The sequence below is a fragment of the Paraburkholderia sp. J63 genome (genome assembly GCF_905220245.1).
Taxonomy (GTDB): Bacteria; Pseudomonadota; Gammaproteobacteria; order Burkholderiales; family Burkholderiaceae; genus Paraburkholderia.
Genome location: NZ_CAJMZF010000010.1, coordinates 198,902 through 225,859 on the forward strand (window position 1 = coordinate 198,902; position 26,958 = coordinate 225,859).

Consider the following 26,958-nt stretch of genomic DNA (forward strand, 5'->3'; position numbering starts at 1 on the left):
CGTGATCGAGTGCGCAGCGATGAAGGAGTCTCGTGAAATGATCAGCGGTGCGAATCAAGGCGCAAGGCATTGCGAACGGATCGACGCCATGGGGCGCGTCGTGATCGGTCGGCGCAGCACGCCGGTGCCGCATTACGGGCCGATGCACGTCGTGCTGTTCGGCGCGGGGCACGTGGGCCATGCGCTCGTGACGCTGCTCGGCATGCTGCCGTGCGTCGTGCAATGGGTGGACGAGCGCGACGAGCTGTTCCCCGACGAAGTGCCGCCCAACGTGCAGGTCGAGGCGACCGACACGCCCGCCGCGATCGTCGACGAGGCGCCGCCGGGCGCGTACTTCATCGTGATGACGCACAACCACGCGCTCGATTTCGAACTCTCGTTGCGCATCATGCAGCGGCGCGACTTCGCGTGGTTCGGGCTGATCGGCTCGAAGACCAAGCGCGTGAAGTTCGAGCGCCGCCTGATCGAGCGCGGCGTGGCGGCAGGGCACATGAGCGAGATGACCTGCCCGATCGGCGTGACGGGCATCGTCGACAAGGCGCCTTCGTCGATTGCGGTCGCCGTGGCTGCGCAACTGATGCAGATGCGAGTGCCGCTTTCCGAAGTGACTCACGCGAAGAGCGCGCCGGTGCTTGCGCGAGTTTGAGGTCGAGTGCCCACGCGACGGTGGGCGAGAAAAATCCAGTGCCTGCAGAGAGCTACACCCCAAACGTTGGACGTTAGTCCGGTGTTTGGGGTGTTTTTTTGTCTGGACTCAGCTGGATTCGGTGGGGCGCGTTTTTAACGTTTTTATCGAAGAGCGCCCGATTTTTAACGAAATTATTTGCCGGTTATCGAAATTGCTTGCGTCGCGTCTTTTTTTACAGCTGCCTTCGCCCTCGACTTCCTCGCCGGCTCGGTGAGCGTCGCCGACACCTTGTCGATCAGCCCGCGCAGCCAGTCGACGTCGCTCGGCCGGTCGGGCTGCGGATGCCATAGCTGATAGCAGCGAATGCGCGGAAACGAGAACGGCGGCTCGGCCACGGCGATGGGCATCATCCGCGCGTAGTGCGTCGCGAAGCGGCGCGTGGTCGTGAAGATCAGGTCCGATTGCAGCAGCACCTGGGGCGCGAGCCCGAAGTAGGGCAGCGTCGCGACGATGCGCCGTTGCGCGCGCGCTTTCGCGAAGCCCAGATCGACGGGGCTCGCGTTCGCGCCGGTATAGGGCGTGGGCGCCAGATGCGCGGCCGCAAGATACGCCTCGCGCGTGAGCGGCGCGCGCGCGAGCGGATGGTCGGCGCGCATCATGCAGACGATCTTGTCCGTGAACAGGTCGCTGCGCGCGAAGTGCGGATCGGGCTTGGGCCAGTTGCCGATCACGATGTCGAGCTCGCCCGCTTCCAGCGCGGCGTGATGATCGAGCGTGGGCGAGAGCGAGAGAATCTCCAGACGCGCCGAGGGCGCCGCTTCGCGAAAGCAGGCGATCAGCGTCGGCATGAAGAAGTCGTTGAGGTAGTCGGGCGCGGCCACGCGGAAGGTGCGCTTCGAGCGCGCCGGGTCGAAGTCGCCGTGCGGCGTGGCCACGAAATCGACGTCGCGCAGCACGCGTTGCGCGTGCTGCAGCAGCGACTCGCCGTATTCGGTCGGCACCATCCCGGCCTTGCCGCGCACGAGGATGGGGTCGCCGAGCACCTCGCGCAGCCGCCGCAGCGCCGTGCTGATCGCCGGCTGTGTCTGGTTCAGCCGCAGCGCGGCCTGCGTGACGCTGCGCTCGATCAGCAGCGTGCGCAGCACGCGCACGAGCCAGATATCGAGGGAAAGGGCAGTGTCGTCCATGGCAATGCGGTAAGCGTGGGGAGTGCCGCGCGTCTGTCGCGCACGGCTTGATCCATAACCCTATTCTGTTGCGTGCGCGACCGCCATAGGGTCTGGAATATGACCGGCATCAGCAGGGGCCGCCGGCGCGAAAGCCGTCTCGCGCGGGCCCGGTTGCGCGCAGTGCCGATCAGGCCGTTTCCGGCTTCGGGAGCCCCGAAGGCAGCGCGCTGATGCGCTTGACCTCGCGCGAATCGAGCCAGTTCGGCGAGCGCGCGCAGTAGAGCACCATGGGCAGCGCGTCTTCGCCCCAGAAGAGCTGCTTGTTCATCCAGAAAGTGGGCACACCGAATACGCCCATCGTGATGGCGTCGTTGGTGTTGCGGCGCAGTTGCGCGCGGATCGACTCCTGCTCGATCAGCGCTTCGCCGTGGGCGATGCCCACGCGCTCGCAGAGTTGCTCGAAGCCCTCGTCGCTCGACGGATCGCGTCCCTCGCGCCAGATGAAGCGGAAGATCTCGCGCACGCAGGCAAACTCGCCTCCGGCCGCGATGGCGAGCAGCATAGGCTTGACCGAGTCGAACGGATGCGCGGGCGGCATCTTGAACGGAATGCCAAGCTGCTCCGCGCGAAAGAGCGCGTGCCGGTACGTGAACATGCGCTTGGCCGGGATCGCGCCGCCATAGGGCGTGCCCCAGTGGCGGTACAGGTCGCTCAACAGCACCGGCGTCGGCGCGAAGTCGAAGCCCGGCCATTTGTCGTATTGCTCCAGCAGCAGGTACGAGAACGGCGACACGAAGTCGTAGAACCAGGCCGGCCGGTTGGCGTCGATGCCGCTGATCATGCTGTTCCTCCGAGATGGACTGCTTGTGGATCGCATCGGCGATCCGTTGTTCGAGTATTGATCGTATTTGCTGCTGGGTGCTGCGTTTTTTTCGTTCGTGCGCTTTGCGTGCGCTACGTGCTTCGCGTCGGCGCTTCGCCGGCTGACGGGTCGCGCGGCGCATTGGCGCTCGCGCTGCTCTGGCTGGTTGCGCTGGTGCTTTCGTGGCTGTCCTTGCCGCCGCCGTCGCCGCGGTCGTCGACGTTGTCCTCGCGCCTCTCGCCACCGGTGCCGCTTTCGTCCCGCTCGCCGCCTTCGCCGTCCGCACCGCCGTTATCGGCGCCGTCTTCCATCGCCGAGAGCCGCTCGCGCACGGCCAGCAACCGCTCGCGCACGAAGCCGATATGCTCGCGCAGCACATAGAACTGGCCCGCATAGGCAAGCGGCATCTTCATGCCGTTCACCGATTCCTCGATCTTGTCGAGCTCGCGGCTGAGCGTGCGCCGCTCGGCGGGGGAATTGTCGGCGTTCGCGGCGCGCTCGAGCGCGATGAGCGCGCCGTACCAGCGGTAGATGCGCGATTTTACCCGCCAGGCATAGAGACCCGGCACGAGCCGCAGACCCGGAATCAGCACCACGATGATCGGCACGAGCACGACGATGAGGCGGTCGGCGAGGCTCGCGAGCCAGAACGGCAGCACGCGGTACAGGAAGCTCTTGCCCGATTTGTAGTAGCGCGCGGCGTCGTCGCTGATCGGGAAGTCCTGCGCGCGCGGCGCCGGGAATTCGCCGGCGCGCTGCAGCAGCGTCGAGCGGCCGTGCACCTGCTTCGCCGCCTCGATCAGCAGGTCGGAAAGCGCCGGATGGAGCGAATCGCGCGCGACCAGCTCGGCCGTGGGCGCGATGAAGTGCAGCGGCGCCGCGGGCAGATTGCGTCCGAAATCGAACGCGCCCATCGGGATCGTGATCGCCGTGAGGTACGGGAAGCGCCGCGCGTAGGCGTCGGCCTGGGCGAAGTCGAAGAAGCGCACGCCCGGCATGCGCATCAGGCGTCCCATGACCGGCGGCTGCGCGGAGTCACCCGCGAGAAAGACCACGTCGATCTTGCCGGCGACGAGCGCGCGCGCGGCGTCGTCGCCCGAGAGCGGCAGCAGTTTGGTCTTGCCGCCCGGCTCGATGCCGTTGGCCTTGAGCAGCGTGAGCGCGAGCTCGCGCGTGCCGCTGCCCTCGGCGCCGATGGCGATGCGCTCGCCCTCGAACTCCGAGAGCAGCTTCACGGGCGGCCCGTGATAGAACACCGCGAGCGGCACGTACGCGACGCTGCCGAGCGAAACGAGCCCTGCTGGCGGCTGGGCCGCGAGTCCGTCCTGGACGAACGCGACGTCCACGTGCGAGGACGGATCGGAAAGGCGCTGGAGATTTTGCGCCGATCCTTCCGATTCGAGCACGTTCACGGTGATGTTGTTGCGCGCAAGGATGGTCTTGTACTTCTGCGCGGCGTTCCAGAACGTGCTGCCCTTGGGGCCGGCGCTCATCGTGAGCGTGCTGGGCGGAGCGGGCTGGATGAGGCGCACGGCCAGCCAGATGGCGGCCGCGCTGATCAGCAGGATGGGGCCGAACGAGACGGCCAGGTCGCGCCACGAAATCGCCACGAAGCGCGCGACGAGACGGGGAGGAGGTTTGCGGCCGGTACGGAACTTCATTGGGGGATGGCGGGCCTCGGGAGGTTCGGGGAAACGTTGCGCGGCGCGGGGCGCCCGGGGGCACGCCCGCGCTGGGATGCCCGCACAGGCACGCCTGCGCCCTTACGCCCACGCCGGTATGCCCGCCGATGTTACCTGAGATTGGCTGTTGCAATGACATGTCTGCTGTCATCGCGCAACCGCCCCCTAAACCCTTTGCACTCGCGCCGCACCCAGGCTAAATTGTGGATCGCCATGGCGTTAGCGCCATGCGGTACGCGCCACAAGGCCCGTCCAGTCCATAACAAGCTACCAGGCATAATCAGGCAATCGGTGCAGGCGTGGCAAAGCCGGAACAGGCGCTGCGCACTGCCACTGCCGGCGCGACGTACGCATGTACCGTCGCGTGCCATTCCATCCTTGCCTCTCGCAGCAGCGTGTCCGGGCCATGGCAGCGTCCGTGCGCGCGAGGCGCGTGCTCGCACACTGCCCGTGGGTGTCGTAACGAAGCCGTCAGACCGGCTCTGACGGACGGCGAGCCAGTCCGTCCGGCGGCCGGGTAGCGGTCCATCCTCGCAACGAGTGAAGCAACAACGCGAAAGCAACAAGGAGAAAACATGAAATCGGTCGCTTTTCTGAAGACGCTGACTGCAGTGGCCTGCGTGACGGTCGCCTGCAGCGTGTATGCGCAGGACAACTCGGCGGCAAGCGGCGCGGCCGCCACGACGACGACAGCGGCCCCGACCTCGGCCAAGAAGGTCGACCGCAAGCTCGGCTACACGGTGCGCAAGGCGCTCTCGAAGACGCAGGGCGTCGACGTCTCGAACATCACCGTGCGCTCGCGCAGCGGTGCGGTCACGCTCACGGGCACGGTGCCTAACCAGGGGCAGATCGACAAGGCGGGCCAGGTTGCGCAGGGCGTGGCCGGCGTGAAGTCGGTGTCGAACAAGCTGACGGTCATGCAGCAGTAAAACGGTGTGCTGTCCGCGGTTCGGCGCCGGATGGCGAGAATTGCGGGCACGACCATGGCGTCGCGGAGACAAACCGCGCGAACAGGCCCCGGCATCTTGCCGGGGCTTTTTTTCAGAGCAAAAAACGGCGCCGATGGCTGGCGGGTGGCGCATGTGTGGACTGACACACAACATTCCTGCGATTGGGGGTATACCGTGTAGTTGTGCGGACCCTGCGAGGCCCGCGCATGGCTTCACTGCGGGGAAATGCCATGACTATCCATACCTATACCGACTTGCCTCTCGTTGATCGTGCGGCGTTTGAGCTGGCGTGCGCGCGGCACGGCTTCGCTCCGATTCACTTCGATGTCCATGGAGAATCCGATCCCGACGATCCCGAGCATGGCGAATTCGTGATCGTGCGGCGCGGCGCCTGGGCTCAGGCGTATCGCATCGACGCGCGCGGCCAGTGGCTGCGCCAGTTCGAAACCGATCTGAACGGCCGCTTTTTCAGCAGCGCGCCGCACGCCTGAGCGGCGGGGCTGGCGTTTCGGCTGAGAGGTTCGCCGCAAGGAAAGGCTTGCCGCACGGCCTGCGCGCCGTGCGGACGCTCGTGCTCGCGTGCACCGCGGACGACAAACCACGCGGGAAGACGCGCGCGCGGCCTTTCGCCTGACCCTTCAGGCAAGCACGAGTCGCACGCCCACGAGCGTGAGCGTTGCCGCGAGCAGGCCGCGCAGCAGCTTCTCGGGCGCGCGCGACGAGAGCATGCTGCCGATCGCGATGCCGGGCAGCGAGCCGCAGAGCAGCGAAAGCAGCATCGACCAGTCGATCGAGCCGAGCAGCCAATGCCCCGCGCCCGCGAGCAGCGTGAGCGGGACGGCGTGCGCCACGTCGGAGCCGACGATGCGCACCGTCGGCAGCGCCGGATAGAGCAGCAGCAGCACGGTCACGCCGATCGCACCGGCTCCCACCGAGGTAAGCGACACCAGCGCGCCGAGCACGGCGCCCGTCACGATCGTGAAGAGCAGCGTGCGCGCCTCGCTGGGCCCGTGGCGATGGCGCGCCGCGAACGCGGCGAGCTGCGGCCGGAAGATCAGCGCGACGGCGGTGATGAGCAGCGCCACCCCCAGCACCGCCTGGATCAGATGCCCGGCGCGCGGCGTGTCCATGCCGTAGCGGTGCAGCAGGATCAGCGTGACCGTGGCGGCCGGCACGCTGCCCGCCGCGAGACGCAGGGTCACACGCCAGTCCACCGAACCCTTGAGCCCGTGCACGAGCGTGCCCGCCGACTTGGTCGCGGCCGCGTAGAGCAGGTCGGTGCCCACGGCCGTGGCCGGATGCACGTGGAACAGCAGCACGAGGATCGGGGTCATCAGCGAGCCGCCGCCCACGCCAGTCAGGCCGACCAGAAACCCGACCAGCAGGCCGGAGAGCGAATAAAGCGGATCGATATGAGGTAGGACCATCGCGGGCGTGGCAAATCGCGCTGCTTTCTTGTTGAGAAGACGGGGCCGCGACCGGGGCTCGAAGACCGGGTCGGAGCCTCATGCCTCGCGGATGACGTGGCAACGCTCACGCGCGCCCATCGGAAGATCGTAAGCGTAGCGTCAGGCTGGACAGCGGCAAAGGCTGGCGGCGAAAATCCGCTATTGTCGCAAAACCGGCGGATCGGCGCAGGGTCGGTTCGAATCTCCCCGCAAAATTTGCGGGATAAAGCCGCCGCGCACGGTCACAGACAGACACCGATTCGATAAAACCACTCATGAATCCCGGCATCGCCTACGCCTTTTCCGCCTTCACGATCTGGGGTCTTTTTCCGGTCTACTTCAAGACGCTGCACCAGATTCCCGCGCTCGAAATGCTCGCGCATCGCATGGCATGGTCGCTCGTGTTCATCGTCGCCGTGCTGCTCGTGCGGCATCACTGGGCGTGGCTTGGGCCCGCGCTGCGCGACAGGCGGCTCGTCGCGCGCTTCGCCGCGAGCGCCGTGCTGCTCTCGGCCAACTGGGGCATCTACATCTGGGCCGTGAACGCGGGGCATATCGTCGAGGCGAGCCTCGGCTACTTCATCAACCCGCTCATCAACGTGCTGTTCGGCTATGCCTTCCTGCGCGAGCGGTTGCGAGCGTCGCAATGGTGCGCCGTGGCGCTCGCGGCGCTCGGAGTGGCCTGGCTCACCTGGCAGAACGGCGCACCGCCGTGGATCAGCCTCGCGCTCGCGTTGACCTTCGGCGGCTATGGGCTGTTGCGCAAGACCGCGCAACTGGGCGCGCTCGAAGGGCTCGCGCTCGAGACGGTGCTGCTTTTTCCCGTCGCCGTCGTCTATCTGACGATCATCGGCATGGCCGGCGCGAGCCATTTCGCGCATGCGCCGCTCGGGATGCAATTGCTGCTGGCCGCCGCCGGGCCGGTCACGGCCGTGCCGCTGCTGCTCTTCGCGGCCGCGGCGCGGCGCATTCCGCTTTCGATGCTCGGCCTCATCCAGTACGTCACGCCCACGCTGCAGTTGCTCACCGGCGTACTCATCTATGGCGAGCCGTTTGGGTCGACGCGCGCGATCGGCTATGGCGCGATCTGGATCGCGCTTGCGCTCTATTCGTTCGAGGGGCTGCGCGCCACGATTCGCGCGGCCCAGCGCTCGCGCGAGGCGGCCTGAGCGCCAGCGGCGCGCAACGCACTACGCCAGGTGAAAGCGGGACGCGGATCGTCTGACAGGGGCTGGCTCCCGCGCCTGGCTCGCGCTAGCATGTTTCGGTGCGAGGCCCGCCCGCGTTTGCGCACGCGGGTCTTTTCGCCATCATCCATCCGGTCGCGCGCCGCGATCGCTGTAATCGCCACAATCGGGACGATCGGCACAGATCACCACGGATCGACACAAGCAGAACGGAGACACCCGCGCATGAGCAGCGCAGCCCTTTATCGCTTCGAAGAAGAATTCGCGCCGCGCATCGCCGCGCGGCTGGCGAGCCAGTTCGGCCCCGAGGTGCACACGGAAGTCGTGCCCCACGAGGGACGCGGGCATCCCACGCGCGTGCGTCTGTGGGGCAGGCCGAGCGACGTGCGCCATCCGTACGCGTATCCGTTGAACGTGTCGCTCACGTGGGATGTCGAGGAGATCGAGCGCCTCATGGAGCCCGGCGGCGAGGCGCGCTTCGAGCACTATCTGGAAGCGACCGTGCGCAAGATGGCTTCGTGGGAGACAGCGCGCCCGGTGGACTTCACCACGCGCACGCAAGGCGAGCCGGAAGTGCTGATCGGCGGGCTCGATTTCGAGGGCTGAGGGCTCGGGCCCCGACGGGGTTTGTACGCCCCGCGACTTTCCAAGCCTGCGTGCCCAGCGCCATGTTCGTGGATGCCGAGGAGTTGCGCCTCGCGACGCGCCAGGATCGTCGGCTTTGCCCCTTCACATCTTGTCCCAAGGCGGCACGCCCGCAAACGCGTCGACCAGAAAATCGATTGCCGCACGTACCTTTGCGCTCACGTGGCGACGACTCGGATAGATGGCGAGGATATCGATATCCGGCAAGCGGTATTCAGGCAACACCCGAACGAGCTTGCCCGCGCGGAGGTCATCGCCGATGAGAAACGTCGGCTGCCAGATCACGCCGTGCCCTGCAAGCGCGGCCGCGCGTGCCGTGTCGCCGTTATTGGTGTGCAGGTGACAGTTGACCGCGGTGGCGTGGGTTTTGCCGTTGCCGTCCGTCAGTTGCCACACGTCCGCCGTGGCGGCAAGGGTGTAGCCGATGCATCGGTGTCCGGGCAGGTCCGCCGGGACTTGCGGATGTCCTGAACGCTTCAGATAGTCGGGAGACGCGCACAGGACGTTTCTCGACGTCGCCAGCTTGCGGGCCGCATGGTCCTGCGTGCCCGCGCGCGAGATGCGAATGGCCAGATCGAAGCCTTCCTCGACGATGTCGACGACACGGTCGATCAGCGCAATGTCGAGTTCGACATCGGGATATCGCTGCATGAACCGCGGCCACAACGGTGCAAGGTGCAGGATGCCGAAGCTGACCGGCGCGTTGATACGCAGCCGTCCGCGCGGCTCGATCGACGTCGTCGAAACGAGCCCTTCCGTTTCGGCCACATCGTCGAGGATCGTCTTGCATCGCGAATAAAGCGTTTCGCCGCCTTCGGTAAGCGAGAGCTTGCGCGAGGTGCGATTGAGCAAGCGTGTACCGAGATGCGCCTCCAGTTCGTTCACATAGCGGGTCACGTTCGCGGGCGAGGTTTCGAGCGTATCGGCCGCGCGCGCGAAGCTGCCCCGGTTGACGACCGTCACGAAGACCTCGAATGCGCGTAGCCGGTCCATAAGCCGCCTGATCATTCATAAAAACTGAATGATAACGCCATGTTTTGGGTCTTTCTCAAGCAAGACGGAAATTCTAAAGTTCGCTTCAGGAATCCGGTGCATCGGGCAACGGTCCGCAAATGAAGCTGGAGATCGAAAATGCAACGTCTGACAGGAAAAGTCGCCATTGTCACGGGCGCGAGCGCAGGTATTGGTCGCGCCGCCGCAAAGTTGTTCGCTGCTGAGGGCGCCAAGGTCGTGGTCGCGGCACGCCGCGCAACGGAACTCGATTCGCTCGTGACGGAGATCGCCCGCGAAGGCGGGACGGCCGTGGCGCTGTCGGGGGATGTGCAATCCGAAGACTTCGCGAAGGCGCTGGTCGCACTCGCGGTCGATCGCTTCGGCCGTCTCGACGTCGCCTATAACAACGCGGGGACGCTCGGTGAAATGGGGCCGTCCACGGCGATTTCGGAAGCGGGCTGGTCGGCCACGTTGGCCACCAACCTGACGAGCGCGTTTCTCGCCGCCAAGCATCAGATTCCTGAAATGATCAAGCAGGGCGGGGGATCGATCATCTTCACGTCGACGTTCGTCGGCTATTCGTTCGCCTTCCCGGGAACCGCGGCCTATGCGGCAAGCAAGGCCGGGCTGATCGGATTGACGCAAGCGCTCGCGGCCGAATACGGGCCGCACGGTGTGCGCGTCAATGCGATTCTCCCGGGCGCCGTGGACACGGAGATGTATCGCGGCATGAATGACACGGCCGAATCGCAAGCGTTCGTGACCGGCCTGCACGCGCTCGGACGGATCGCAAAGCCGGAAGAAATTGCCCGGTCGGCTCTCTATCTGGCATCCGACGATTCGTCCTTCGTGACGGGGACGGCGTCACTGGTCGATGGCGGGGCGTCGATTACGCGCTCGTGAAGTGTTTGACGGCGGTGTCTGCCGGAGCCGGTTCGACCCGGGGCGCTCGCCGCCCAGAGTGTGAACGGTTGTCAGCCGGATGATCATCGCCGCGCGTTCAAAAAGCCATCGGCATGATGGCGTCGGCCTCGGCGGTTCGTGCATCTCGCTTTACCGCTAACGTGGCGTCCAGGTCCGGCGGCGGGTTGGCCGATGGGGCGCGCGAGCCTGCACCTGGTCTGCCCACGCCTTTTCACCGTGCGTATCGTTCAATCGCCTTGCACGCACCACGATCGATCGCCGTCAGTGCATCGGTTACCGCATGCTGGAAGACCGGATTGCCGGCGAGTTCGACAGGGAAAATCTCCTGCACGGATAGCAATGCCGTCACCCGTTTCGCAGGCGACGGGCCGGCCGCCGCAACGAGCGAGGCCAGTTTATCGGCCAACGGGTCCTTGATTTCATAGTGCGAGCCATTGTCGGCGTAGCCACGCAGAAACGCCATCCACGCCGCGATGGCCAGTGCAAGTCGCGCAAACGGCTGTCCAGCTTCGATGCGAGTTGCAATCGCGCCGAGCAGACGCTGCGGGATCTTCTGGCTACCGTCCATGGCTATTTGCGCACAGCGATGCTTGAGCGCCGGATTGGCGTACCGCGAAAGGAGCGCGTCACGGTACGCCAGCGTATCGAAGGAGGCCGGCATCGCCAGCGTGGGAATGATTTCGCAGGTCATCATCGAGTGAATCAACCGGTGCATGTCCGGTTCGCGGATCGCCGCATCGATGGTTTCAAAGCCGGCGAGCATGGACAGATAGGCGAGGGCGGAATGGGTGCCGTTCAACATCCGTAATTTGGCCAGCTCAAACGGCGCCACATCGCTGACCAGTTGTGCTCCGGCCAATTCCCATTCTGGGCGTCCGGCGGGAAAACAATCTTCAATAATCCATTGCCGGAATGGCTCGCAAGGAACGGGCAGGGCGTCGGCGTGCGCGAGCGTCGTGGCAGCCGATACCCGATCGGTGTCGGCGGTGGCAGGGACAATGCGATCGACCATGGTCGACGGAAAGGCGACTGCTGCGGCAATCCACTCGCCCAAGGCAGGATCGATCGCATTCGCGAAGCTGCAGGTGACCTGGCGTAACGCCGCCCCGTTGTGCATGAGGTTGTCGCACGAGAGAACCGTGAACGGATTATCGCGGCGTTCCCGCAGCGCGGCGACGAGAATCCCGGGAACCGTTTTCGGCTGGTCGGGGTGGGCAAGATCATGAATGACATCGGGATGCCCAAAATCGACATCGCCGGTCTTTCCGTCACGGCAATAGCCCTTTTCCGTCACGGTTAGCGAGACGATTCGCACACGGGAATCGGCGAGCCGCGCGAAAAGCGCGGCACGGTCATGCGGCAGGGCGAGCACTTCCCGAAGAATCCGCACGACCGTCACGCGTTCCCCGTCCGGACCCCGCTCCACGACGCTATACAGCCCATCCTGTGCGGCCAGGGCGTCGCGCTTGCCGACATCGCCTTGCAACGTCACGCCGCAAATTCCCCATTCGCCACCGGCGGCTGCGACGGCTTCCTCCGTGTAGATCGCCTGATGGGCGCGGTGGAAGTTGCCGATGCCCAGATGGACGATGCCGATATCCGGATCACGCCATGCCGGCGAAAGCAGATGGTCGGTCAATGAAGTCAGCGCCTTGCGGCAAAGCCTTGATTCCGTATTCATTTCGGGCCTTTGGGTCGGGAATACCCCGTGTTGACGATAAAATATACTTGTATGGTAGCATCGCTTTCATCGAATGCCACTCAAGGAAATCCCCATGAAAATCGTCCGGGCTGATGTGATCGTTACGTGTCCGGGGCGCAACTTCGTCACGCTGAAAGTGGTGACGGATGAAGGCGTGTACGGTATCGGTGACGCTACGCTCAACGGTCGTGAACTCGCCGTCGCGGCGTATCTCAAGGAGCATGTGTGCCCGCTGCTGATCGGCCGCGATCCCGGCCGTATCGAGGATATCTGGCAGTTCCTCTACAAGGGCGCGTACTGGCGGCGCGGCCCCGTCACGATGACGGCGATCGCCGCCGTGGACATGGCGCTCTGGGACATTCTCGGCAAGGTTGCGGGGATGCCGCTTTATAAGCTGTTGGGCGGGGCTTCGCGCGATAGCGTGATGGTCTACGGGCATGCGACCGGGCGTGACATTGCCGAAGCGCTCGACCGCTATGCGGAGCATATCGATCAGGGCTACCAGGCAATTCGCATTCAATGCGGGGTGCCCAATATGCGCTCCGTTTATGGCGTTTCAAAGGGCAACGGTGTTTATGAGCCGGCGACCAAGGGCGGGGTCGAGGAGCATAGCTGGTCGACCGAGAAATACCTCGATTTCGTCCCGAAGCTTTTCGAGGCGGTACGCGAGCGATTCGGCTTCGACACGCATCTGCTGCACGATGCTCATCACCGTCTTACCCCTATTGAAGCCGCGAGGCTCGGTAAAGCGGTGGAGCCTTATCGCCTGTTCTGGATCGAGGACCCGACGCCGGCGGAAAACCAGCAAGGCTTCCGTCTGATTCGCGAACACACCGTCACGCCGATTGCGGTGGGTGAAATATTCAACAGCATCTGGGACTGCAAGCAGTTGATCGAAGATCAGTTGATCGACTACATCCGCGCAACGCTCACGCACGCCGGCGGCATCACCCATCTGCGGCGCATTGCGGACTTTGCCTCGCTGTATCAGGTGCGCACGGGTTGTCATGGCGCGTCGGACCTGTCGCCCGTGTGCATGGGCGCGGCGTTGCACTTCGACTTATGGGTGCCGAATTTCGGGGTCCAGGAATACATGGGTTTCCCGGAGGCGGCGCTCGAGGTGTTTCCCCATGCGTGGCAGTTCAACCGGGGAACGATGCATCCCGGCGACGCGCCCGGTCACGGCGTGGACATCGACGAGGCGCTGGCCGCGCGCTATCCCTACGACCCGGCCTACTTACCCGTCGCGCGCCTCGAAGACGGCACCCTTTGGAGCTGGTGAGCCTCCAGGGGCGCTGACCCCGCGCCCAGGCCCCAGACAACAGAACGGACGCCGGTCTGCATGCCGGCCCGCCGAATTCCGCTCGTGCATTCCCGTTCGGCCTGTGACGCCGGTCGCGACGAGTCACGGCGAAACCTCCAGGAGGAGACAGACTCATGAATAGCACCGTATCGTCCGCCACCGCGCAGGGCGCAGTAACGCCCCAGATGTTGCGCAAGGTCGCGACCGCCTCAACGATTGGCACCCTGGTTGAGTGGTATGACTTTTTCATCTACGCAACCGCTTCCTCGCTTGTTTTCAACAAACTCTTCTTTCCGAACCTGCCTCCTTTGATCGGCACGCTCGTATCGCTGGGAACCTATGCTGCCGGGTTCCTGGCTCGCCCCGTGGGCGGTCTGTTGTTCGGCTATATCGGCGATCGATTTGGCCGCAAGTCGGCGCTCGTCGCCACGCTGCTGATCGTGGGCTCCGCGACCTTCGTGGTGGGCCTGATGCCCACCTACGAGACGATCGGCATCGCGGCTCCGCTCGCACTCGTTTTCGTGCGGATGCTGCACGGCTTCGGAATTGGCGGAGAGCAGGGCAATGCGATTCTGATTTGCTGCGAACATGCGCCGCCCGCTCGCCGCGGCTATTTCGGCTCGTGGGTGATGATAGGCGCACCGGCCGGCTTCGTCATACCACTGGGCATATTCGCGCTGCTGGATACGACGTTGACAGCCGGGCAGTTCCTCGCCTGGGGATGGCGCATTCCGTTCCTGCTCAGTCTCGCGCTGGTCGCCGTTGGCCTGTACATCCGCCTGAGCCTGAGCGAATCGCCCCTCTTTGCGCGTTTGCGCAGCGAAAGCAAGGACGAGGAAAGTCCGCTGGCAGCCGCGTTCAAACAGCAAAAGCGCAGTCTGCTGTGGGGCTGTTGCGCCAAGCTCGGAGAGAGCACCACCTTCACGACATTCGCCGTCATCATCGTCGGCTACGCGGTGAGCCAGGGCATTGCGCGCCAGGTCATGATTGACGCCACGCTGATCGCCATCCTCATCGAACTGGTGACACTGCCGCTATTCGGCCATCTGTCCGACAAGTTCGGCCGGCGCAATGTGTACCTGTTCGGCGCGACCTTGTGCCTGCTCTTGCTGGTGCCGAGCTTTGCCCTCGTCTACTACAAGGTCCAGGCGTGGATCTGGCTGTGCCTCGTCGGGGTGCTGGCAGTGGGCCACAGCGCGATGTACGCCACCCAGGCAGCGTTCTTTTCCGAACTGTTTCCCACGCGCATGCGAGCGAGCGGCGTCTCCGTGATCCAGCAATTCGGCGCGCTGTTCGGCTCGGTGGGGGCATTGGGCGCCGGCTGGCTGCTTGCCGCGCAACACGGCGCACCATGGTTTTACTGCGCCTATATGGCGGTCACGATCGCGATCACGATTGCGGGCGCGATCATGCTGCCCGAGACGGCCCCCGCGCGACGCAAGCCGGGCAGCCAGGTGCCGGACTGGAACCCGACTGCCTGAGCGAAGCGCTGGCGCGATTCTGGCGGACGACGTCGGGTAAAGGCAGGGAAGCAAAGCAAAGCCGAAGCAGACGGGCACTCCGGCGCGGAACCCGCTTATAGCGCCTACGTCGCACGGTCAGGCACGCCAATTATTTAGCGTTACTAATTTATTAATAAGACACCACGGAGATCCAGCAATGAAAAAGACCCTTTTGGCACTGGTCGCGGCAAGCGCGTATATGGCGAATGCTCAGGCACAAAGCAGCGTGACGCTATACGGCATTCTCGACGAGGGCGTGATGTTCCTGAGCAATGCCGGGGGTGCCACGGGGGGCCGCAAGATCACGCTGGATTCGACCAACGGCATCAGCAGCAGCCGCTGGGGAATGAAAGGCATCGAGGATCTGGGTGGCGGTTTGCAGGCAATATTCACACTCGAACCGGGCGTGAATCTGAACAACGGCGCATTTGCGCAGGGTGGCACGCCGTTTGGGCGGCAGGCGTTCGTCGGTCTGAATAGCAGCCGGTTCGGCAGCCTGACGCTGGGCCGTCAATACGACATGGTCTTTTACTTCGCCCAGCCGGTGACCGCCCTGGGGACGCAGGCCGGCTCGACGGCTTTTATGCACCCGGGCGATCTGGATAATGCGGGCAACTCCGTGCGCGTCAACAACGCTATCCGTTACATGAGCCCGAACTTCGGCGGTCTGACGTTTGGAGGCGAATATAGCGTGGGCGGCGTGGCCGGTAATGTGACGGCGAACAGCGGATATTCGATCGGCGCGGCCTACGCGAACGGGCCGCTTGTCCTGGGGGCCGCCTTCGAATACTTCAAGGACCCGACGGGGAGCGCAAGCTCGGGCTTCTTCACCGATACCGTGGGTGGCAGTTCCCAACTCGCCTATTCGTTGAATTCGGGCTATGCCAGCGCGACCTCCTATCAGGTGGGTATCGTGGGCGCGGGATATACAGTCGGACCGGTTACCGTCACGACATCGTACTCGAACGTCCAGTACGGCAATCTCACCCATGGTTTTGACGGCGCAACGGCGCGCTTCAACAATGTCGACGTCGCCGTCCGGTATATGTATAGCCCGTTTCTGTTCTTCAGCGCGGGCTATGACTACCTGAAGGGCGCGGGCGTGACGAAGGCCGATGGCAGTTCGGTCGGCAATCAGCACTTCAACCAGTTCAGCCTGCTGGCCGATTACCTGCTTTCCAAGCGCACGGATGTCTACCTGGAAGGGACCTGGCAGCGGGCGTCGGGCACCTCCTCGCTGGGTACGGCGGCGGTTGCCGACATCGGCAACCTCGGGGATTCGGCGAACCGTAACCAGGCGCTGGTTCGCGCGGCGCTGCGCGTCCGGTTCTGACTCCCGCTGCCAGCAAGAGGCGGCGACAGGGGGGACGTAAGCGATTCGCGGAAATGCATGCTAGTATGGTAAGCGGTCGGTCTTGGCATGCGAGCACGAGGCGCGACTGCCATTATCAGATCCTGTACCCCACGCCGATGAAAACTGCCGTAGCGGACCCCGCACCTACCGGCCCTCTTTCTGCCGACACGCCACGCCCCAAGGGAAGGGCGGGGCGTGCCGCCGCAGCACCGTCGCCGCTCCCTGACATGACGGCGACGATAGCGCTCGATTCGCACGAGCCCATCAGCAAGCAAATTTTCCGCGCGTTGCGCCAGGCGATTTTTATTGGACAGATGCCGCCCGGAACGCCGCTGTCCGAAAAGGAAATTGCTGAAAAGTTCGAGGTATCCCGACAGCCGGTGCGTGAGGCGTTTATCAAACTCTCGGAAGCCGGAATATTGCAGGTATTGCCGCAGCGGGGCACCTTCGTAAAGAAAATCTCGCCTCGCAAGGTACGTGAGGGCCGGTTTATCCGGGAAGCCATCGAATCGGCCGTTGTTCGCAAGGCGGCTGACTCAATTACCGATGCGCAATTGCAACTCCTGGGTGAAAACCTGCGCGAGCAGCGCGTGGCGGCCAAGGTGAACGACATGCCGGCGTTCCTCGCACTGGACGAATCATTTCACCGTTCAATCGCCCAGGCGATCGATTGTGCCGCGGCTTGGGATACGATCCAGGACATCAAGGCCCAGATGGATCGTGTGCGTTATCTGAGCCTTCCTGACGTATCGCCGCTCGAACTGGTGATCAGGCAACACGCGAAGATTCTCGCCGCGTTGCGCGCTCACGATCCGGCCGCCGCGGAAGACGCGATGAGGGTGCATCTGCGCGAAATACTCGAATCGCTCGGCCCGATTGCGGCTCGCAACCTGAACTGGTTCGAAGCAGACGAGCCCGAGCGCGTACCGCTTGCGGTCTAGATCGGCGGATTTGCGCGGCGTGCGGTGTCGGCTTTCTCGCATGCAGCACCGGGTTTGCCAGCGATCTGGCCGACGTCAGGATGCGCCGCACGTCAGCCGTTCCGGGTATTGCGAGCGCGCGCTCGATGCCATCGTCAGTGATGGCCACTTTCATCGGTACATCAACCGGCAGCAGGGCCGTGTGCGGCGCATCAATTCCGTTCTGTGGAGCGTGGCCGACCGTGGTGGTATGGCGACATCGACGCGCTCCAGCATTGCGCGTCATTGTGGCTGTCGGTCTTCGAGCGCCCCGGCGATTGCCAGCATAGCCCGGTGCAATGCATCAGCTGTCTCCAGCGGTGTGTGCGTGATTGCACCGCTCGAGGCGCTTGTCGGGCGCTCCGCCTGGTCGGGTTCTGACGAGAACTTGACGATCGTGAGGCGTGCGCGTGGATCGACGAGAATGGCCTGACCGAAGCGGCCACCGGCCGCGATTGATCCATCGCCGTCGTTGAGCTGGTACCAGTAATCGTGGTAACTGTAGCCGGGTCGTCCCGGCGCAAGATTGCCACGCGCGAAGGCTGCGGCGTTCTGCGCCGGTTTCAACGCAAGACGAGTCGCCGCCGCGGGAAATCGTGCGGTGTCGCCGGCCTCGCTTGTGCGTACCATCTCGCCGAAGCGCGCCGCATCGCGCAGCGTGGTGTTCAAGCCGCCGCTGGCCATCTCCGTGCCCGTGCGATCGACGACGACGTCGCCGTCGTCCCCGGCGATCTTTTGCCAGATCATGCGGGTGACCAGTTTGCTCCACGACTCACCGGTGACACGCCTTATCGCCCAGGCCACGGCTTCCGGCGAGCCGTTCTGGTAATACCAGACACGCCCGTTAGCCGCGTCGGGGGCTTTGTGCGCCACCCTGAGGAAACCATAGATGCTGTCGGGGGCGCCACCTGGGCGCGGCACGATGCCGATTGCGCCAAAGAGACCCAGATCCGGCGGCAGAGCCGCGGGGTAGCGGATCGCCACCTCCATGTCGAGATTCTGCTGAAGTGTGGCGTCGCCGAACGGCGTACCCGCCAGCTCCGGCACGTAGGTCGAGAGCGGCGCTTCCGGGTCGAGCTTGCCCTCGGCGATCAACTGTGCCGCGACCAGCCCCGTCACCGATTTCGTCATCGACGCCCACGCATGCGTCTCACGTGGACCGTAGCCATCGAAATAGCGCTCCATCACAATGCGCCCATCGTGAACGACGATGAAGCCATCGGTGCGCGTGCGGCGCAGATAGTCCGCGAGGGTGAGCGTGGTGCCGTCCACCGTGAATTGCACCGCGTCGGGATCGAGCCGGGGGCCATCGGACAACGGCAACGGGTTGTCCGCACGGTCTACATTGGCGGTGGGGATCAGCATGCGCGTGTTGCGCAACGACCAGCGAAGGTAGGGATAGCGCAGCGAATTTGCACGATTGGCGAGCGCGTCGTCGGGCGGCGGAAAGCCCTGCATGACACTCGCTTCGGTGCCATCGGCGAACGTGCCCGCGGTTTGCGCGCGCACGGCAACGGGCAGTGCCAGGCTGGTGCACATCAATGCGATGGCAAGAAGCGCGTGGGTCGAACGGGTTGTCGGATCATTGTGTCGATTCATGACAGTGTGCTCCTCAAAATCTGTGGCCCGCGTCGTCTACAGCGACGTCCCGGAAACACGAATGCGGTTCTCTACGTGACTGACGCCGTCCACCTGCCTGGCGGCATCGGTGGCAAGCGGAATCTGCGCGCTGTCGGTTACGGATCCAGAGAGCGTAATCTGGCCGTCGCGCGCCTTCACAAGGATGCGCGCGGCATTCAGCCCACGCGTGCGCGCCAGCCTGCTGGCAACGCGATGCGCGAGCTTTCTGTCGACGGCTTTTGCCGACGACGGCGCGCTCGCTGCGGGCATGCTGCCCGTTGCCGCGTCCGGAGTTTGTGCAAAGGTGTGGCTCGTGAGCGTGAGGAGCATGGCCACGACAACCGTTCGCGGAATTCGACAAGAGACGTTCATGCTGTTCATGGAGTCCATCAAAAGGGAAAAAAGAGGGGCGAAACTTAGAAGCGCGTCATGACGCCAAGCGACACGCCGGTCGTCGATCGCGTACCAGTTGCCGTGCCGAGCGCGGCGATATTCGACGGATCGAACCGGTACGCACCCGAAAAGCCGTTGTAGTCGGCTTCGGCGTAGAGTTCGGTGCGTTTCGAAAGAAAGTATTCGGCGATCGCGTAGGTGGTGATCTTGTGGCCGCTCGCGGACTGCGCATTGCCGAGGTGGCTGGCAATGTCGTCATAGAACGCCGCGGTGAACTGCAACGATGCAACCGGAACCCACACGACGCCGCCACCTGGAATGTGATCGCGCCGGCTTGGCGCGGTGGCGTTCGCCGCCGTCACCTGGAGGTCCGCGTAGCTCAGATAGAGGCGCGCGGGCCCGACCTGCACGGAGCCGCCGGTCTGGAACGTCTGCGCCCACTGCGTTGCCGTGGCATTCCAGGTCTTCTGGTACGAGACGCCGCCGAACGCCGGCCCCCACTGATACATCGCAGCGCCGGAATAGTTGGTGCCGGCGCGGGTGTTGCCCGCAACCCCGCCCGGTGAGTAGCTCGCACCGAAGCGAAAACCACCGGCCTGACCGAGATATTTGATGGTGTTGTTGAAGCGCGAGTCGAGCGTGAAGTAGTTCGCGTCGAATACCACGCCGGGCTCGATCGCGAGCGACTGGCCCTGGCCGCCGGCCGGATCGACCAGAATCGCGAAGTCTTCGTTGGCGTTGAGCTGCCGCCCGAAGGTGAGCCGGCCGAAATCGCCTTTGAGCCCGACGAACGCCGCTTGTGAGAACAGCGTCCCGGCATTCTTCAATGCACCGGTGCCGCTGTTGAAAGCGCCTTCGAGCTTGAAGATCGCCTGAAGGTCGCCGCCCAGATCCTCCTTGCCGAAGAAGCCGAACTGGTTGCCGGCCACGATGTTGTTGTTGAAGCCAACGGCCGCGCCGCCCTTGAGCCCATTCGTCCAGCGCATGCCGCCGCCGATGTCGCCATACAGGGTGACAGTCGATTGCGCGTAGGACGTGAGCGGAAGCATGCCGCCAATCAGGGTGGCCATCAAAATCCTTTTCATGTGTCTCCTTGAACGTTCTATATTTTTTTTGTATTGCTAATTATTGATAGATCGACATCTCACGAAGCGATATGGCGATCGCGACTAACCGGGATCGGTGAGCGTCTGATTTGCCCTGGCGTCCGACGTCGAACCCGCAAGCCTCGCGGACGATCGCTGTGGATCCAGACAAAACGCACAGAGCGCGCCGCAGCCGAGCAATACGAAGCCGCACACGGAGCACGCGGTTTCAAATCCCTGCGCCGTCGAGCCTCCGGCCTGGTCGATGAGCATGCCGGTGACGACCGGCGCCGCGAGGCCCGCGAGCGACGAGAATCCGTTGCTGAGCGCGAGGATGCCGCCTCGTTGCGAATCGGGTGTCACCTCGCCGAGCATCGCGGGTCCGATCGAGTACGTCACGAGCGTCATGCCGCTGCCGAGCGTGAGCAGCACGAACTTCGCGAGCGGCGGCAGGCCGGGCAGTGCGAGCGCCGAGATCAGCATCCCTGCGACGGCGAGGGTTGCCGCAACGAATGCCCCTCGGCCGAGCCTCGACGGCACGCCGCGCGCCAGCAGCCGCTGCGAGAGCGCTGCAAGCCCGAGGCTCAGCGGCGCCGTGATCGCGACGAACAAGGCGAACATGCGTCCGGCTGCATGCGCCTCGTAGCCCATGCCGAGTTGCAGCCACGTCGGAATCCAGGTCAGCGTCATGGCGAGAATCCAGTTCGCGGCAAAGTGCCCGGCAAAGGTGCCTAGCACGGTCCGGTCGGTCAGCAGCAGGGCATAGGGCACGCGTACCTGGCACGCGGCAGGCGCGCGCGTGGTCAGGGCTCCTTCCGCGCCGAAGACAAGCCAGGCGGCGCACCAGAGCGCGCCGAGCGCGGCCAGCACGAGGAAGTTCGCGCGCCACCCCCAGTGCGCGCTGACGACCGGTATGCCGAGTCCCGCAACGAGCAGCCCAAGCGCGCTTCCCTGGTGGAGCACCGCAACCGGCAGATTGCGCTTCGCATCGGGAAACCACTTGTAGAGCGCATGCACGGCGACTGGCGAAGCAGGCCCTTCGCTCGCGCCAAGCAGCACACGGCAGGCGAGGATGCTCCAGATCGATCCGGCAAGCAGCATCGGCAATTGCAGTGTGGTCCACGCAGCGGCCATGGCGAGCAGCAGCCATTTCGTCGATGCGCGATTTGCCAGCAGACCGCCGAGCACCGCTGAAATCGAGAACAGCCAGTTCAGGCTCCCGCCGATCACGCCGAACTGCGTCGACGTGAGATGAAGCTCCCGCATCATCGGTACCGAGACGAGTCCCAGTACGACCTTGTCCAGGAAATTCACGAGCATCATCAGGGCGAGCATGGCCGCGATGGACCATGCGCGACCCGGGCTGTACGAGGGATCGTCGATTTTCACCGTCTTTGTCTCCGTGATTGTCGTTCTGTTCGTGCCTTATCTTTCGTGCTCGCCGGGCATCGGGACGGTGTCGTCGCCGTCGGGCAGCCCGAGTGAGAACTTCACCGGAAAGCGGCATGCGACGGTCTGGTCGGCGGCGATCTCGCGCACTATGCCGCGCGCCTGCACATGGGGGTCCGCGAACAGTTCGTGTGCGTCGAGCACGGGCGAGACGGGCAGGTCGAAACGTTGCAGCGTCGCAATCCATTGCGCAAGCGGACGCGTCGCGAAGATCCGCGCAAGCAGCGTGTTGACCTCCTGCTTGTGCCGCTGCCGCCCGGCGCGCGTTGCGAAGCGTTCGTCCATCAGCGCGGGAAAGTCGGCGCCGATGGCCTCGCGCAGATTCAGCCAGAACTTGTTCTCGAGAATGCCGAGCGCGAGGTGCCGGCCGTCGCGTGTCTCGAAGAGATCGTTCTCCGGCATCACGCCCGTGGAGTCCAGCGGATGGTCGACGTACTCGCGCGACGCCCACGCGGCGGGTGCGGTCCATGCCATCACGCAGTCGTGAATCGAGACGTCGAGATGCTGGCCGAGCCCGCTCGCACGGGCGCTCAGAATGGCCGCGGTGAGCGCGAGCGCGGCATGGCTCGACGCCGCATAGTCGGCGATCCGGATGCGCGGCCGCGTCACGCGGTCGTTGACCTGAACGGGAACCGACCAGAAGCCGCCCAGCGCCAGGTAGTTCAGATCGTGGCCCGGCGCGTGCGCATAGGGGCCGGTCTGCCCGAAGCCCGAGATCGAGCACATGACGAGGCGCGGGTTCACCGCGGCGAGCGTCGCATAGTCGAGCCCGAGGCGCGCCATGACACCGGGCCGGAAGCCCTCGACCAGCGCATCGGCTTCGCGGATCAGTTCGATGAACGCCTGCTTGCCGGCCGGTGTTTTGAGGTCGAGCGCCACCGAGCGCTTGCCGCGATTGAGCTGGGCGAACAGGACGGGACTGAGCATGCGTGTCGGGTCGCCGGCACCCGGGGGCTCGACCTTGACGACGTCGGCGCCGAGTTGCTGGAGCAATGACGTCGCGTGGGGTCCCGGCAGTAGCTGGCTCACGTCGACAATCCTGACGTCTTTCAGGCAGGACCACGCCGGTTTCGTTTGCGCCATGGCTTGAATCTCCTTATGCCGGTATTGCCGGTTCAGCTCGTGGCCTGGGCGGGCTCGAGGATGGCGCGGGCGATCGTGTTGCGCTGGATTTCGCTCGTGCCGGTGAAGATGCGGAACATGCGCAGCTTGCGGAACGTCTGCTCGATCGGGTGGTGGCGCGTGACGCCCACGTTGCCGTGGATCTGCACCGCCTTGTCGGCCACTTCGAAGCAGCGCTCCGAGACGAACAGCTTGCAGGCCGCCGCCTTCGCGCGCAGATCGGCGCCGGCATCGGCCAGCATCGCGGTCTGGGCGATCATGCTCTCGCAGGCCCAGAGCGCGGCGGCCATGTCGGCGAGCATGTGCTGGATCGCCTGGAAGCGCGCGATCGGGCCGCCGAACTGGCGGCGCGTGCGGGCGTAGTCCAGCGAGGCCTCGTAGGCCGCCGTCGCGAGCCCGAGCATGGTCGGGCAATGCAGCAGGCGGTTCACGTTGATGCGCGACATGCCGAGCCGAAAGCCGTTGCCCTTGCCGCCGAATACGTTCGCAAGCGGCACGCGCACGCTCTCGAAGCGGATATCCGCATCGATATGCTGGCCCGACATCGGCACGTAGCGCTGCTCGACCGTGACACCGGGCAGATCGAGATCGACGAGAACGGCGGTGATCTCGGGCGGGCTCGCGCTTGCGTCGGTCACGCACATCAGAATCGCGAAATCGGCGAACGGGGCGCCGCTGATGTAATGCTTCACGCCGCTGATCACCAGCGCGTCGCCATCCACGATGGCCGTGGTCGAGATGCTCTGGGCATCGGAGCCCGAATGCGGTTCGGTCAGCGCAAAGCAGGTCGACTTCTCGCCGCGAATGACCGGCTTGAAATACCGCTCGAGCTGTTCGGGCGTCGCGTATTTCAGCATGTTGCCCACGCGCGGCGGGCCGCCCAGGTCGCCCAGCACATGCGGGGCGAGCGCCGACCCTGAAGCGGCGAGGTCGGCCTTCAGCGCGCATTGCTCGAGAATCGAGAGTTCCTTGCCGCCAAGCGCAACCGGCAGGCAGGCCGCGTAGTAGCCGAGTTCGGCCGAGCGCCGCCATACCCGCTGCAGGGTCGCTTTCGGCCAGACGTCCTCGCTGCCGAGACCGAGCTCGCGCTCCATCGGCAGTAGTTCGTCGGCGACGAAGCGGCGGATGCCTTCGCGCGTTGCTACAAACGCGGGACCGTTCAGGTGGTCGAACATAAGGTCTCCTGTGAATTCAGTTGACGCGCCGCGCGGCGCCTTGCCAGTACTGCTCGCGCACGAGCTTGCGGGCAATCTTGCCGCTCGCGTTCTTGGGCAGGCCGGCGACGAAAGCGATCGAGCGTGGCAGCTTGTAGTCGGCGAGCTGCGTGCGGCAGTGCGCGGCGAGCGCCTCGGCCGTCGCCTCGCGCCCTGGCTTGAGCACGACCACGGCCTTGACGGCTTCGCCCCATTTGTCGTCGGGCACGCCGATCACGCAAGCTTCGAGCACATCCGGATGACGGTAGAGCATCGCTTCGACCTCGGTCGGATAGACGTTGAAACCGCCCGAGATGATCATGTCCTTGCGGCGATCGACCAGATAGATGAAGCCCTCTTCGTCAACGCGCGCGAGGTCGCCGGTGCGCAGCCAGCCGTCGACGAGCACCTCGGCGGTCAGCTCCGGCGCGCCCCAGTAGCCGCGGAAGACGTCGTTGCCGCGAATCACGATTTCACCGATGGTCTCGCCGCTTACCTCGCGGCCCTGTTCGTCGACCACGCAGACCTCGGTTTCGCCGAGCGGCCGTCCGCATGAAGCGAGCCGCGCGGGACGATGCGCAAGCGCGTCGGCGTGATCGGCGATGGACAGGCGGGTCACGCCCGAAGTCGACTCGCTCGCGCCATAGCCTTGCGAGAGCACCGGGCCGATGCGCGCCCAGGCTTCCTCGATGCGTGCGGGCGCCATCGGCGCGGCGCCGTAGCCGAGCATCTTCAGGCTGCGCAGGTCGGCTGTGTCGAGGGCCGGTTCGCCGAGCAGCATGTTGATCATGGCTGGCACCATGAAGGCATGGGTGATGGACAGGCGCGAGATATCGGCGATAAAACGGGCTGGCTCGAAGGCATCGAACAGAACGAGCGTCGCGCCGTTGAAAAGATAGGGCTGCATCAGCATGCCCGAGGCGTGCGTGACCGGCCCGATCAGCGCGAGACGGTCGCCCGGGCGCGCCGGGCGGTCCATGCCGAGGACGATCTTGCGCAGCGACGCGAGGCGGTTGCCGTAGGTTTGCATGGCCGCCTTGATGCGTCCGGTCGAACCCGACGAAAAGTGCAGCACGGCCAGGTCGTCTGTCTGCGGACGATAGTCCGGCGCCTGCGGACTCGCGCGTTCGATCAGTGTCTCGTAACCGGCATAGCCGGGGGCGTCCCCGCCGATTGCGATGAAAGTCTCGATCGAGGCGAAGCCGGCCGACTGCCGCGTATAGCCGGTGTACCCCGGTCCTGCAATCAGGACCCGCGGCGTGCAATTTTCGACGACATCGGCGGCCTCATGCGCCGTGAAGCGCGGATTCAGCGCAGCCTTGACGAGGCCGGCCTTGTAGAGCGCGCATTCGATTTCGACCAGCTCCGTGCAGTTGCGCGATTGCACGGCGACGCGGTCACCTTTCGCGAGGCTCAATCCCAGCAGGGCATTGGCGAGGCGCGTCGAGCGCTCGTCGAGCTGACGAAAGCTCAGATGCCGGTCGTGGTGGATGACCGCCGGGCGGTCGCCCCAGTAGCGTGCGGCACGGCGCAGAAAATAGGCAAAGCTCAATGCGTGTCTCCTGGTTCATCGGTCTGACCGTAGTCTGTAAGATGTTGGGCATCACCTCAATGCCGTAGCTGGCATAGGTGCATAACCAATGGGAATGACCTTGGAAACACGCGACCTCGATTATCTACTGGCCGTGCAGGAGCACGGCGGCATCGGCAAGGCAGCGGAAGCGCTCGGCATGAGCCAGCCGGCGCTTACGAAGGCGCTGCGGCGCGTGGAGGAACAGGCTGGCTTGCCGCTTTTCGAACGCACCGTGAATGGCGTGACGCCAACGCCCGCCGGCACGCTCTTTCTTGCGCGAGCGCGGCGTATCGCGCTCGAGTACGACGACGCGTTAAAGGAAATGGAAGCGCTGCGCAGCGGCGAGCAGGGCCTGTTGCGGATCGGCTATTCGCCGACTGTGCCGGGCTCGCTCGTGCTCGGCGCGTGCCAGCAACTGATGACCGAGCGGCCCGCGGCGAAGCTGCGGTTACGCCGGCGGCTCGCGCGTGATCTCGGCGCACTGCTCTTCGCGGGCGAACTTGACCTGATCGTTGCGCCACAGCTTGACAGCAACGATGGCACCTGCGAGTTCGTCGAGCTTTTTCATGACAGCCTCGTCGTGCTGGCAGACGAGGGTCATCGGCTGCATCGCAAGCGCGGCCTCACGCTTGCCGACCTGGCCGACGAGCAGTGGCTGCTGCCCGCGCCGCACATACGGATTCGTCAGCAGGTCGACGAGGCGTTCCGGCAGCGCGGCCTCGCGGGGCCGAAGCTGCGCGTCGAGACGGACTTCGGGAGTAACTCGCTGCTTTACCTGCTGCGCGGCACGACGATGCTCTGCGTGGCCGGAACCGAGTCGCTAGGGGCGTTGCGGGGCTTGCGCGCATTGCGCTTGGGCACGGAGCAATTAGACTTGCGCCGGCAAGTGGGCATGACGTACCGGGCGGGCGCATATCTGTCACCGCTTGCTCAGCGCCTGATCGTGGTATTACAGGAGCGGCTGGCATGAGGGGGCGATGGCAACTGCCAATGTGCGCTAAAAATGCAATCACCGTAGCTTGAAAATTGAGGTTGACCCGACTCGACGGACGGATTTGCAGAAAGCGATTTGATGTGATCTAGTCTCCGTGAAGCGTTGAGTCGTGGGTTGTCCACGGGCGGGCAGCGGGTCGCCTCTCACGACCACGACGCTGCCCGCCAGTGGGCAACCCGCAAGGCGACACGAGTTGCGTTTTAGCATTCTGATATTCAAAT

General features: G+C 64.7%; 24 protein-coding genes. 11 read left to right on the forward strand and 13 right to left on the reverse strand.

The genetic code is table 11. The features are described 5' to 3' along the window. Positions 1-88 precede the first annotated feature (88 nt). Entirely contained in the window at positions 89-646 is a 558-nt protein-coding gene (gene xdhC / locus U5775_RS13880; RefSeq protein WP_322058731.1) for a xanthine dehydrogenase accessory protein XdhC, read from the forward strand. A 173-nt stretch (positions 647-819) separates the two neighbouring features. Here xdhC and U5775_RS13885 read toward each other — a convergent pair whose 3' ends face one another. The 3 genes from U5775_RS13885 to U5775_RS13895 form a co-directional block, all read right to left on the reverse strand. Continuing rightward, on the reverse strand, positions 820-1,815 hold the full coding sequence (locus U5775_RS13885; RefSeq protein WP_322058698.1) for a LysR family transcriptional regulator: 996 nt from the start codon (positions 1,813-1,815) through the stop codon (positions 820-822). 169 nt (positions 1,816-1,984) lie between these two features. After that, positions 1,985-2,638, reverse strand: a complete 654-nt coding sequence (locus U5775_RS13890; protein ID WP_322058699.1) for a 2-hydroxychromene-2-carboxylate isomerase — start codon at positions 2,636-2,638, stop codon at positions 1,985-1,987. Positions 2,639-2,751: 113 nt separating this feature from the next. After that, the gene (locus tag U5775_RS13895; protein WP_322058700.1) at positions 2,752-4,320 is read right to left on the reverse strand and encodes a TAXI family TRAP transporter solute-binding subunit; all 1,569 of its coding nucleotides are present in this window, start codon (positions 4,318-4,320) and stop codon (positions 2,752-2,754) included. 596 nt (positions 4,321-4,916) lie between these two features. Between U5775_RS13895 and U5775_RS13900 the strand changes: the two genes are divergently transcribed. Then, positions 4,917-5,270 carry a BON domain-containing protein gene (locus U5775_RS13900; RefSeq protein ID WP_322058701.1) on the forward strand — a complete coding sequence of 118 codons (354 nt, stop codon included), beginning with the start codon at positions 4,917-4,919 and terminating at the stop codon, positions 5,268-5,270. Positions 5,271-5,521: 251 nt separating this feature from the next. Next, positions 5,522-5,782 (forward strand): hypothetical protein, encoded by a 261-nt coding sequence (locus tag U5775_RS13905; protein WP_134750201.1) that lies wholly within the window; start codon positions 5,522-5,524, stop codon positions 5,780-5,782. A 147-nt stretch (positions 5,783-5,929) separates the two neighbouring features. On the opposite strand, the gene U5775_RS13910 is transcribed toward U5775_RS13905, so the two are convergent. Continuing rightward, complete coding sequence (locus U5775_RS13910; RefSeq protein ID WP_322058702.1) at positions 5,930-6,718, reverse strand: sulfite exporter TauE/SafE family protein; 789 nt, start codon at positions 6,716-6,718, stop codon at positions 5,930-5,932. A 296-nt stretch (positions 6,719-7,014) separates the two neighbouring features. Here U5775_RS13910 and rarD point away from each other — a divergent pair, with 296 nt between their 5' ends. Together rarD and U5775_RS13920 are read left to right on the forward strand one after the other, a co-directional pair. Next, positions 7,015-7,908 (forward strand): EamA family transporter RarD, encoded by an 894-nt coding sequence (rarD, locus tag U5775_RS13915; protein ID WP_322058703.1) that lies wholly within the window; start codon positions 7,015-7,017, stop codon positions 7,906-7,908. Positions 7,909-8,151: 243 nt separating this feature from the next. Continuing rightward, the gene (locus U5775_RS13920; protein WP_322058704.1) at positions 8,152-8,532 is read left to right on the forward strand and encodes a DUF5594 family protein; all 381 of its coding nucleotides are present in this window, start codon (positions 8,152-8,154) and stop codon (positions 8,530-8,532) included. 123 nt (positions 8,533-8,655) lie between these two features. Here the strand turns inward: U5775_RS13920 and U5775_RS13925 are convergent, their stop codons facing one another. Continuing rightward, a complete protein-coding gene (locus U5775_RS13925; RefSeq protein ID WP_322058705.1) occupies positions 8,656-9,564 on the reverse strand; it encodes a LysR family transcriptional regulator in 909 nt (302 codons plus the stop codon). Positions 9,565-9,702: 138 nt separating this feature from the next. Here U5775_RS13925 and U5775_RS13930 point away from each other — a divergent pair, with 138 nt between their 5' ends. Continuing rightward, the gene (locus U5775_RS13930; RefSeq protein ID WP_322058706.1) at positions 9,703-10,467 is read left to right on the forward strand and encodes an SDR family oxidoreductase; all 765 of its coding nucleotides are present in this window, start codon (positions 9,703-9,705) and stop codon (positions 10,465-10,467) included. 232 nt (positions 10,468-10,699) lie between these two features. Here U5775_RS13930 and U5775_RS13935 read toward each other — a convergent pair whose 3' ends face one another. Further along, on the reverse strand, positions 10,700-12,169 hold the full coding sequence (locus U5775_RS13935) for a mannitol dehydrogenase family protein (RefSeq protein ID WP_322058707.1): 1,470 nt from the start codon (positions 12,167-12,169) through the stop codon (positions 10,700-10,702). A gap of 94 nt (positions 12,170-12,263) precedes the next feature. Here U5775_RS13935 and manD point away from each other — a divergent pair, with 94 nt between their 5' ends. The 4 genes from manD to U5775_RS13955 all read left to right on the forward strand — a co-directional run bounded on the left by manD (position 12,264) and on the right by U5775_RS13955 (position 17,290). Continuing rightward, positions 12,264-13,472 carry a D-mannonate dehydratase ManD gene (gene manD, locus U5775_RS13940; protein WP_322058708.1) on the forward strand — a complete coding sequence of 403 codons (1,209 nt, stop codon included), beginning with the start codon at positions 12,264-12,266 and terminating at the stop codon, positions 13,470-13,472. Between the two features lie 155 nt (positions 13,473-13,627). After that, complete coding sequence (locus tag U5775_RS13945; protein ID WP_322058709.1) at positions 13,628-14,974, forward strand: MFS transporter; 1,347 nt, start codon at positions 13,628-13,630, stop codon at positions 14,972-14,974. 178 nt (positions 14,975-15,152) lie between these two features. Then, positions 15,153-16,328 (forward strand): porin, encoded by a 1,176-nt coding sequence (locus tag U5775_RS13950; RefSeq protein WP_322058710.1) that lies wholly within the window; start codon positions 15,153-15,155, stop codon positions 16,326-16,328. 137 nt (positions 16,329-16,465) lie between these two features. Next, the gene (locus U5775_RS13955) at positions 16,466-17,290 is read left to right on the forward strand and encodes a GntR family transcriptional regulator (RefSeq protein ID WP_415913567.1); all 825 of its coding nucleotides are present in this window, start codon (positions 16,466-16,468) and stop codon (positions 17,288-17,290) included. Positions 17,291-17,551: 261 nt separating this feature from the next. On the opposite strand, the gene U5775_RS13960 is transcribed toward U5775_RS13955, so the two are convergent. The 7 genes from U5775_RS13960 to U5775_RS13990 all read right to left on the reverse strand — a co-directional run bounded on the left by U5775_RS13960 (position 17,552) and on the right by U5775_RS13990 (position 25,722). Continuing rightward, on the reverse strand, positions 17,552-18,907 hold the full coding sequence (locus U5775_RS13960) for a serine hydrolase (protein WP_322058711.1): 1,356 nt from the start codon (positions 18,905-18,907) through the stop codon (positions 17,552-17,554). A 36-nt stretch (positions 18,908-18,943) separates the two neighbouring features. Then, positions 18,944-19,309 (reverse strand): BON domain-containing protein, encoded by a 366-nt coding sequence (locus U5775_RS13965; RefSeq protein ID WP_322058712.1) that lies wholly within the window; start codon positions 19,307-19,309, stop codon positions 18,944-18,946. Between the two features lie 35 nt (positions 19,310-19,344). After that, on the reverse strand, positions 19,345-20,406 hold the full coding sequence (locus U5775_RS13970) for a porin (protein WP_322058713.1): 1,062 nt from the start codon (positions 20,404-20,406) through the stop codon (positions 19,345-19,347). 84 nt (positions 20,407-20,490) lie between these two features. Next, on the reverse strand, positions 20,491-21,795 hold the full coding sequence (locus tag U5775_RS13975) for an MFS transporter (RefSeq protein WP_322058714.1): 1,305 nt from the start codon (positions 21,793-21,795) through the stop codon (positions 20,491-20,493). 36 nt (positions 21,796-21,831) lie between these two features. Continuing rightward, positions 21,832-22,938: a CaiB/BaiF CoA-transferase family protein gene (locus U5775_RS13980; RefSeq protein WP_322058715.1), complete on the reverse strand. Its 1,107-nt coding sequence runs from the start codon at positions 22,936-22,938 to the stop codon at positions 21,832-21,834. A 32-nt stretch (positions 22,939-22,970) separates the two neighbouring features. Continuing rightward, positions 22,971-24,152 (reverse strand): acyl-CoA dehydrogenase family protein, encoded by a 1,182-nt coding sequence (locus U5775_RS13985; RefSeq protein ID WP_322058716.1) that lies wholly within the window; start codon positions 24,150-24,152, stop codon positions 22,971-22,973. A 16-nt stretch (positions 24,153-24,168) separates the two neighbouring features. Then, the gene (locus U5775_RS13990) at positions 24,169-25,722 is read right to left on the reverse strand and encodes a class I adenylate-forming enzyme family protein (RefSeq protein WP_322058717.1); all 1,554 of its coding nucleotides are present in this window, start codon (positions 25,720-25,722) and stop codon (positions 24,169-24,171) included. Between the two features lie 100 nt (positions 25,723-25,822). On the opposite strand from U5775_RS13990, the gene U5775_RS13995 reads away from it, so the two are divergent. Further along, a complete protein-coding gene (locus tag U5775_RS13995) occupies positions 25,823-26,713 on the forward strand; it encodes a LysR family transcriptional regulator (protein ID WP_322058718.1) in 891 nt (296 codons plus the stop codon). Positions 26,714-26,958 lie beyond the last annotated feature (245 nt).

Bases quoted from the DNA above. Each gene is read 5' to 3' on its own strand.
- xdhC (WP_322058731.1), top strand. From the start codon at position 89: ATGGGGCGCGTCGTGATCGGTCGGCGCAGCACGCCGGTGCCGCATTAC.
- U5775_RS13885 (WP_322058698.1), bottom strand. From the start codon at position 1,815: ATGGACGACACTGCCCTTTCCCTCGATATCTGGCTCGTGCGCGTGCTG.
- U5775_RS13890 (WP_322058699.1), bottom strand. From the start codon at position 2,638: ATGATCAGCGGCATCGACGCCAACCGGCCGGCCTGGTTCTACGACTTC.
- U5775_RS13895 (WP_322058700.1), bottom strand. From the start codon at position 4,320: ATGAAGTTCCGTACCGGCCGCAAACCTCCTCCCCGTCTCGTCGCGCGC.
- U5775_RS13900 (WP_322058701.1), top strand. From the start codon at position 4,917: ATGAAATCGGTCGCTTTTCTGAAGACGCTGACTGCAGTGGCCTGCGTG.
- U5775_RS13905 (WP_134750201.1), top strand. From the start codon at position 5,522: ATGACTATCCATACCTATACCGACTTGCCTCTCGTTGATCGTGCGGCG.
- U5775_RS13910 (WP_322058702.1), bottom strand. From the start codon at position 6,718: ATGGTCCTACCTCATATCGATCCGCTTTATTCGCTCTCCGGCCTGCTG.
- rarD (WP_322058703.1), top strand. From the start codon at position 7,015: ATGAATCCCGGCATCGCCTACGCCTTTTCCGCCTTCACGATCTGGGGT.
- U5775_RS13920 (WP_322058704.1), top strand. From the start codon at position 8,152: ATGAGCAGCGCAGCCCTTTATCGCTTCGAAGAAGAATTCGCGCCGCGC.
- U5775_RS13925 (WP_322058705.1), bottom strand. From the start codon at position 9,564: ATGGACCGGCTACGCGCATTCGAGGTCTTCGTGACGGTCGTCAACCGG.
- U5775_RS13930 (WP_322058706.1), top strand. From the start codon at position 9,703: ATGCAACGTCTGACAGGAAAAGTCGCCATTGTCACGGGCGCGAGCGCA.
- U5775_RS13935 (WP_322058707.1), bottom strand. From the start codon at position 12,169: ATGAATACGGAATCAAGGCTTTGCCGCAAGGCGCTGACTTCATTGACC.
- manD (WP_322058708.1), top strand. From the start codon at position 12,264: ATGAAAATCGTCCGGGCTGATGTGATCGTTACGTGTCCGGGGCGCAAC.
- U5775_RS13945 (WP_322058709.1), top strand. From the start codon at position 13,628: ATGAATAGCACCGTATCGTCCGCCACCGCGCAGGGCGCAGTAACGCCC.
- U5775_RS13950 (WP_322058710.1), top strand. From the start codon at position 15,153: ATGAAAAAGACCCTTTTGGCACTGGTCGCGGCAAGCGCGTATATGGCG.
- U5775_RS13955 (WP_415913567.1), top strand. From the start codon at position 16,466: ATGAAAACTGCCGTAGCGGACCCCGCACCTACCGGCCCTCTTTCTGCC.
- U5775_RS13960 (WP_322058711.1), bottom strand. From the start codon at position 18,907: ATGAATCGACACAATGATCCGACAACCCGTTCGACCCACGCGCTTCTT.
- U5775_RS13965 (WP_322058712.1), bottom strand. From the start codon at position 19,309: ATGAACAGCATGAACGTCTCTTGTCGAATTCCGCGAACGGTTGTCGTG.
- U5775_RS13970 (WP_322058713.1), bottom strand. From the start codon at position 20,406: ATGAAAAGGATTTTGATGGCCACCCTGATTGGCGGCATGCTTCCGCTC.
- U5775_RS13980 (WP_322058715.1), bottom strand. From the start codon at position 22,938: ATGGCGCAAACGAAACCGGCGTGGTCCTGCCTGAAAGACGTCAGGATT.
- U5775_RS13985 (WP_322058716.1), bottom strand. From the start codon at position 24,152: ATGTTCGACCACCTGAACGGTCCCGCGTTTGTAGCAACGCGCGAAGGC.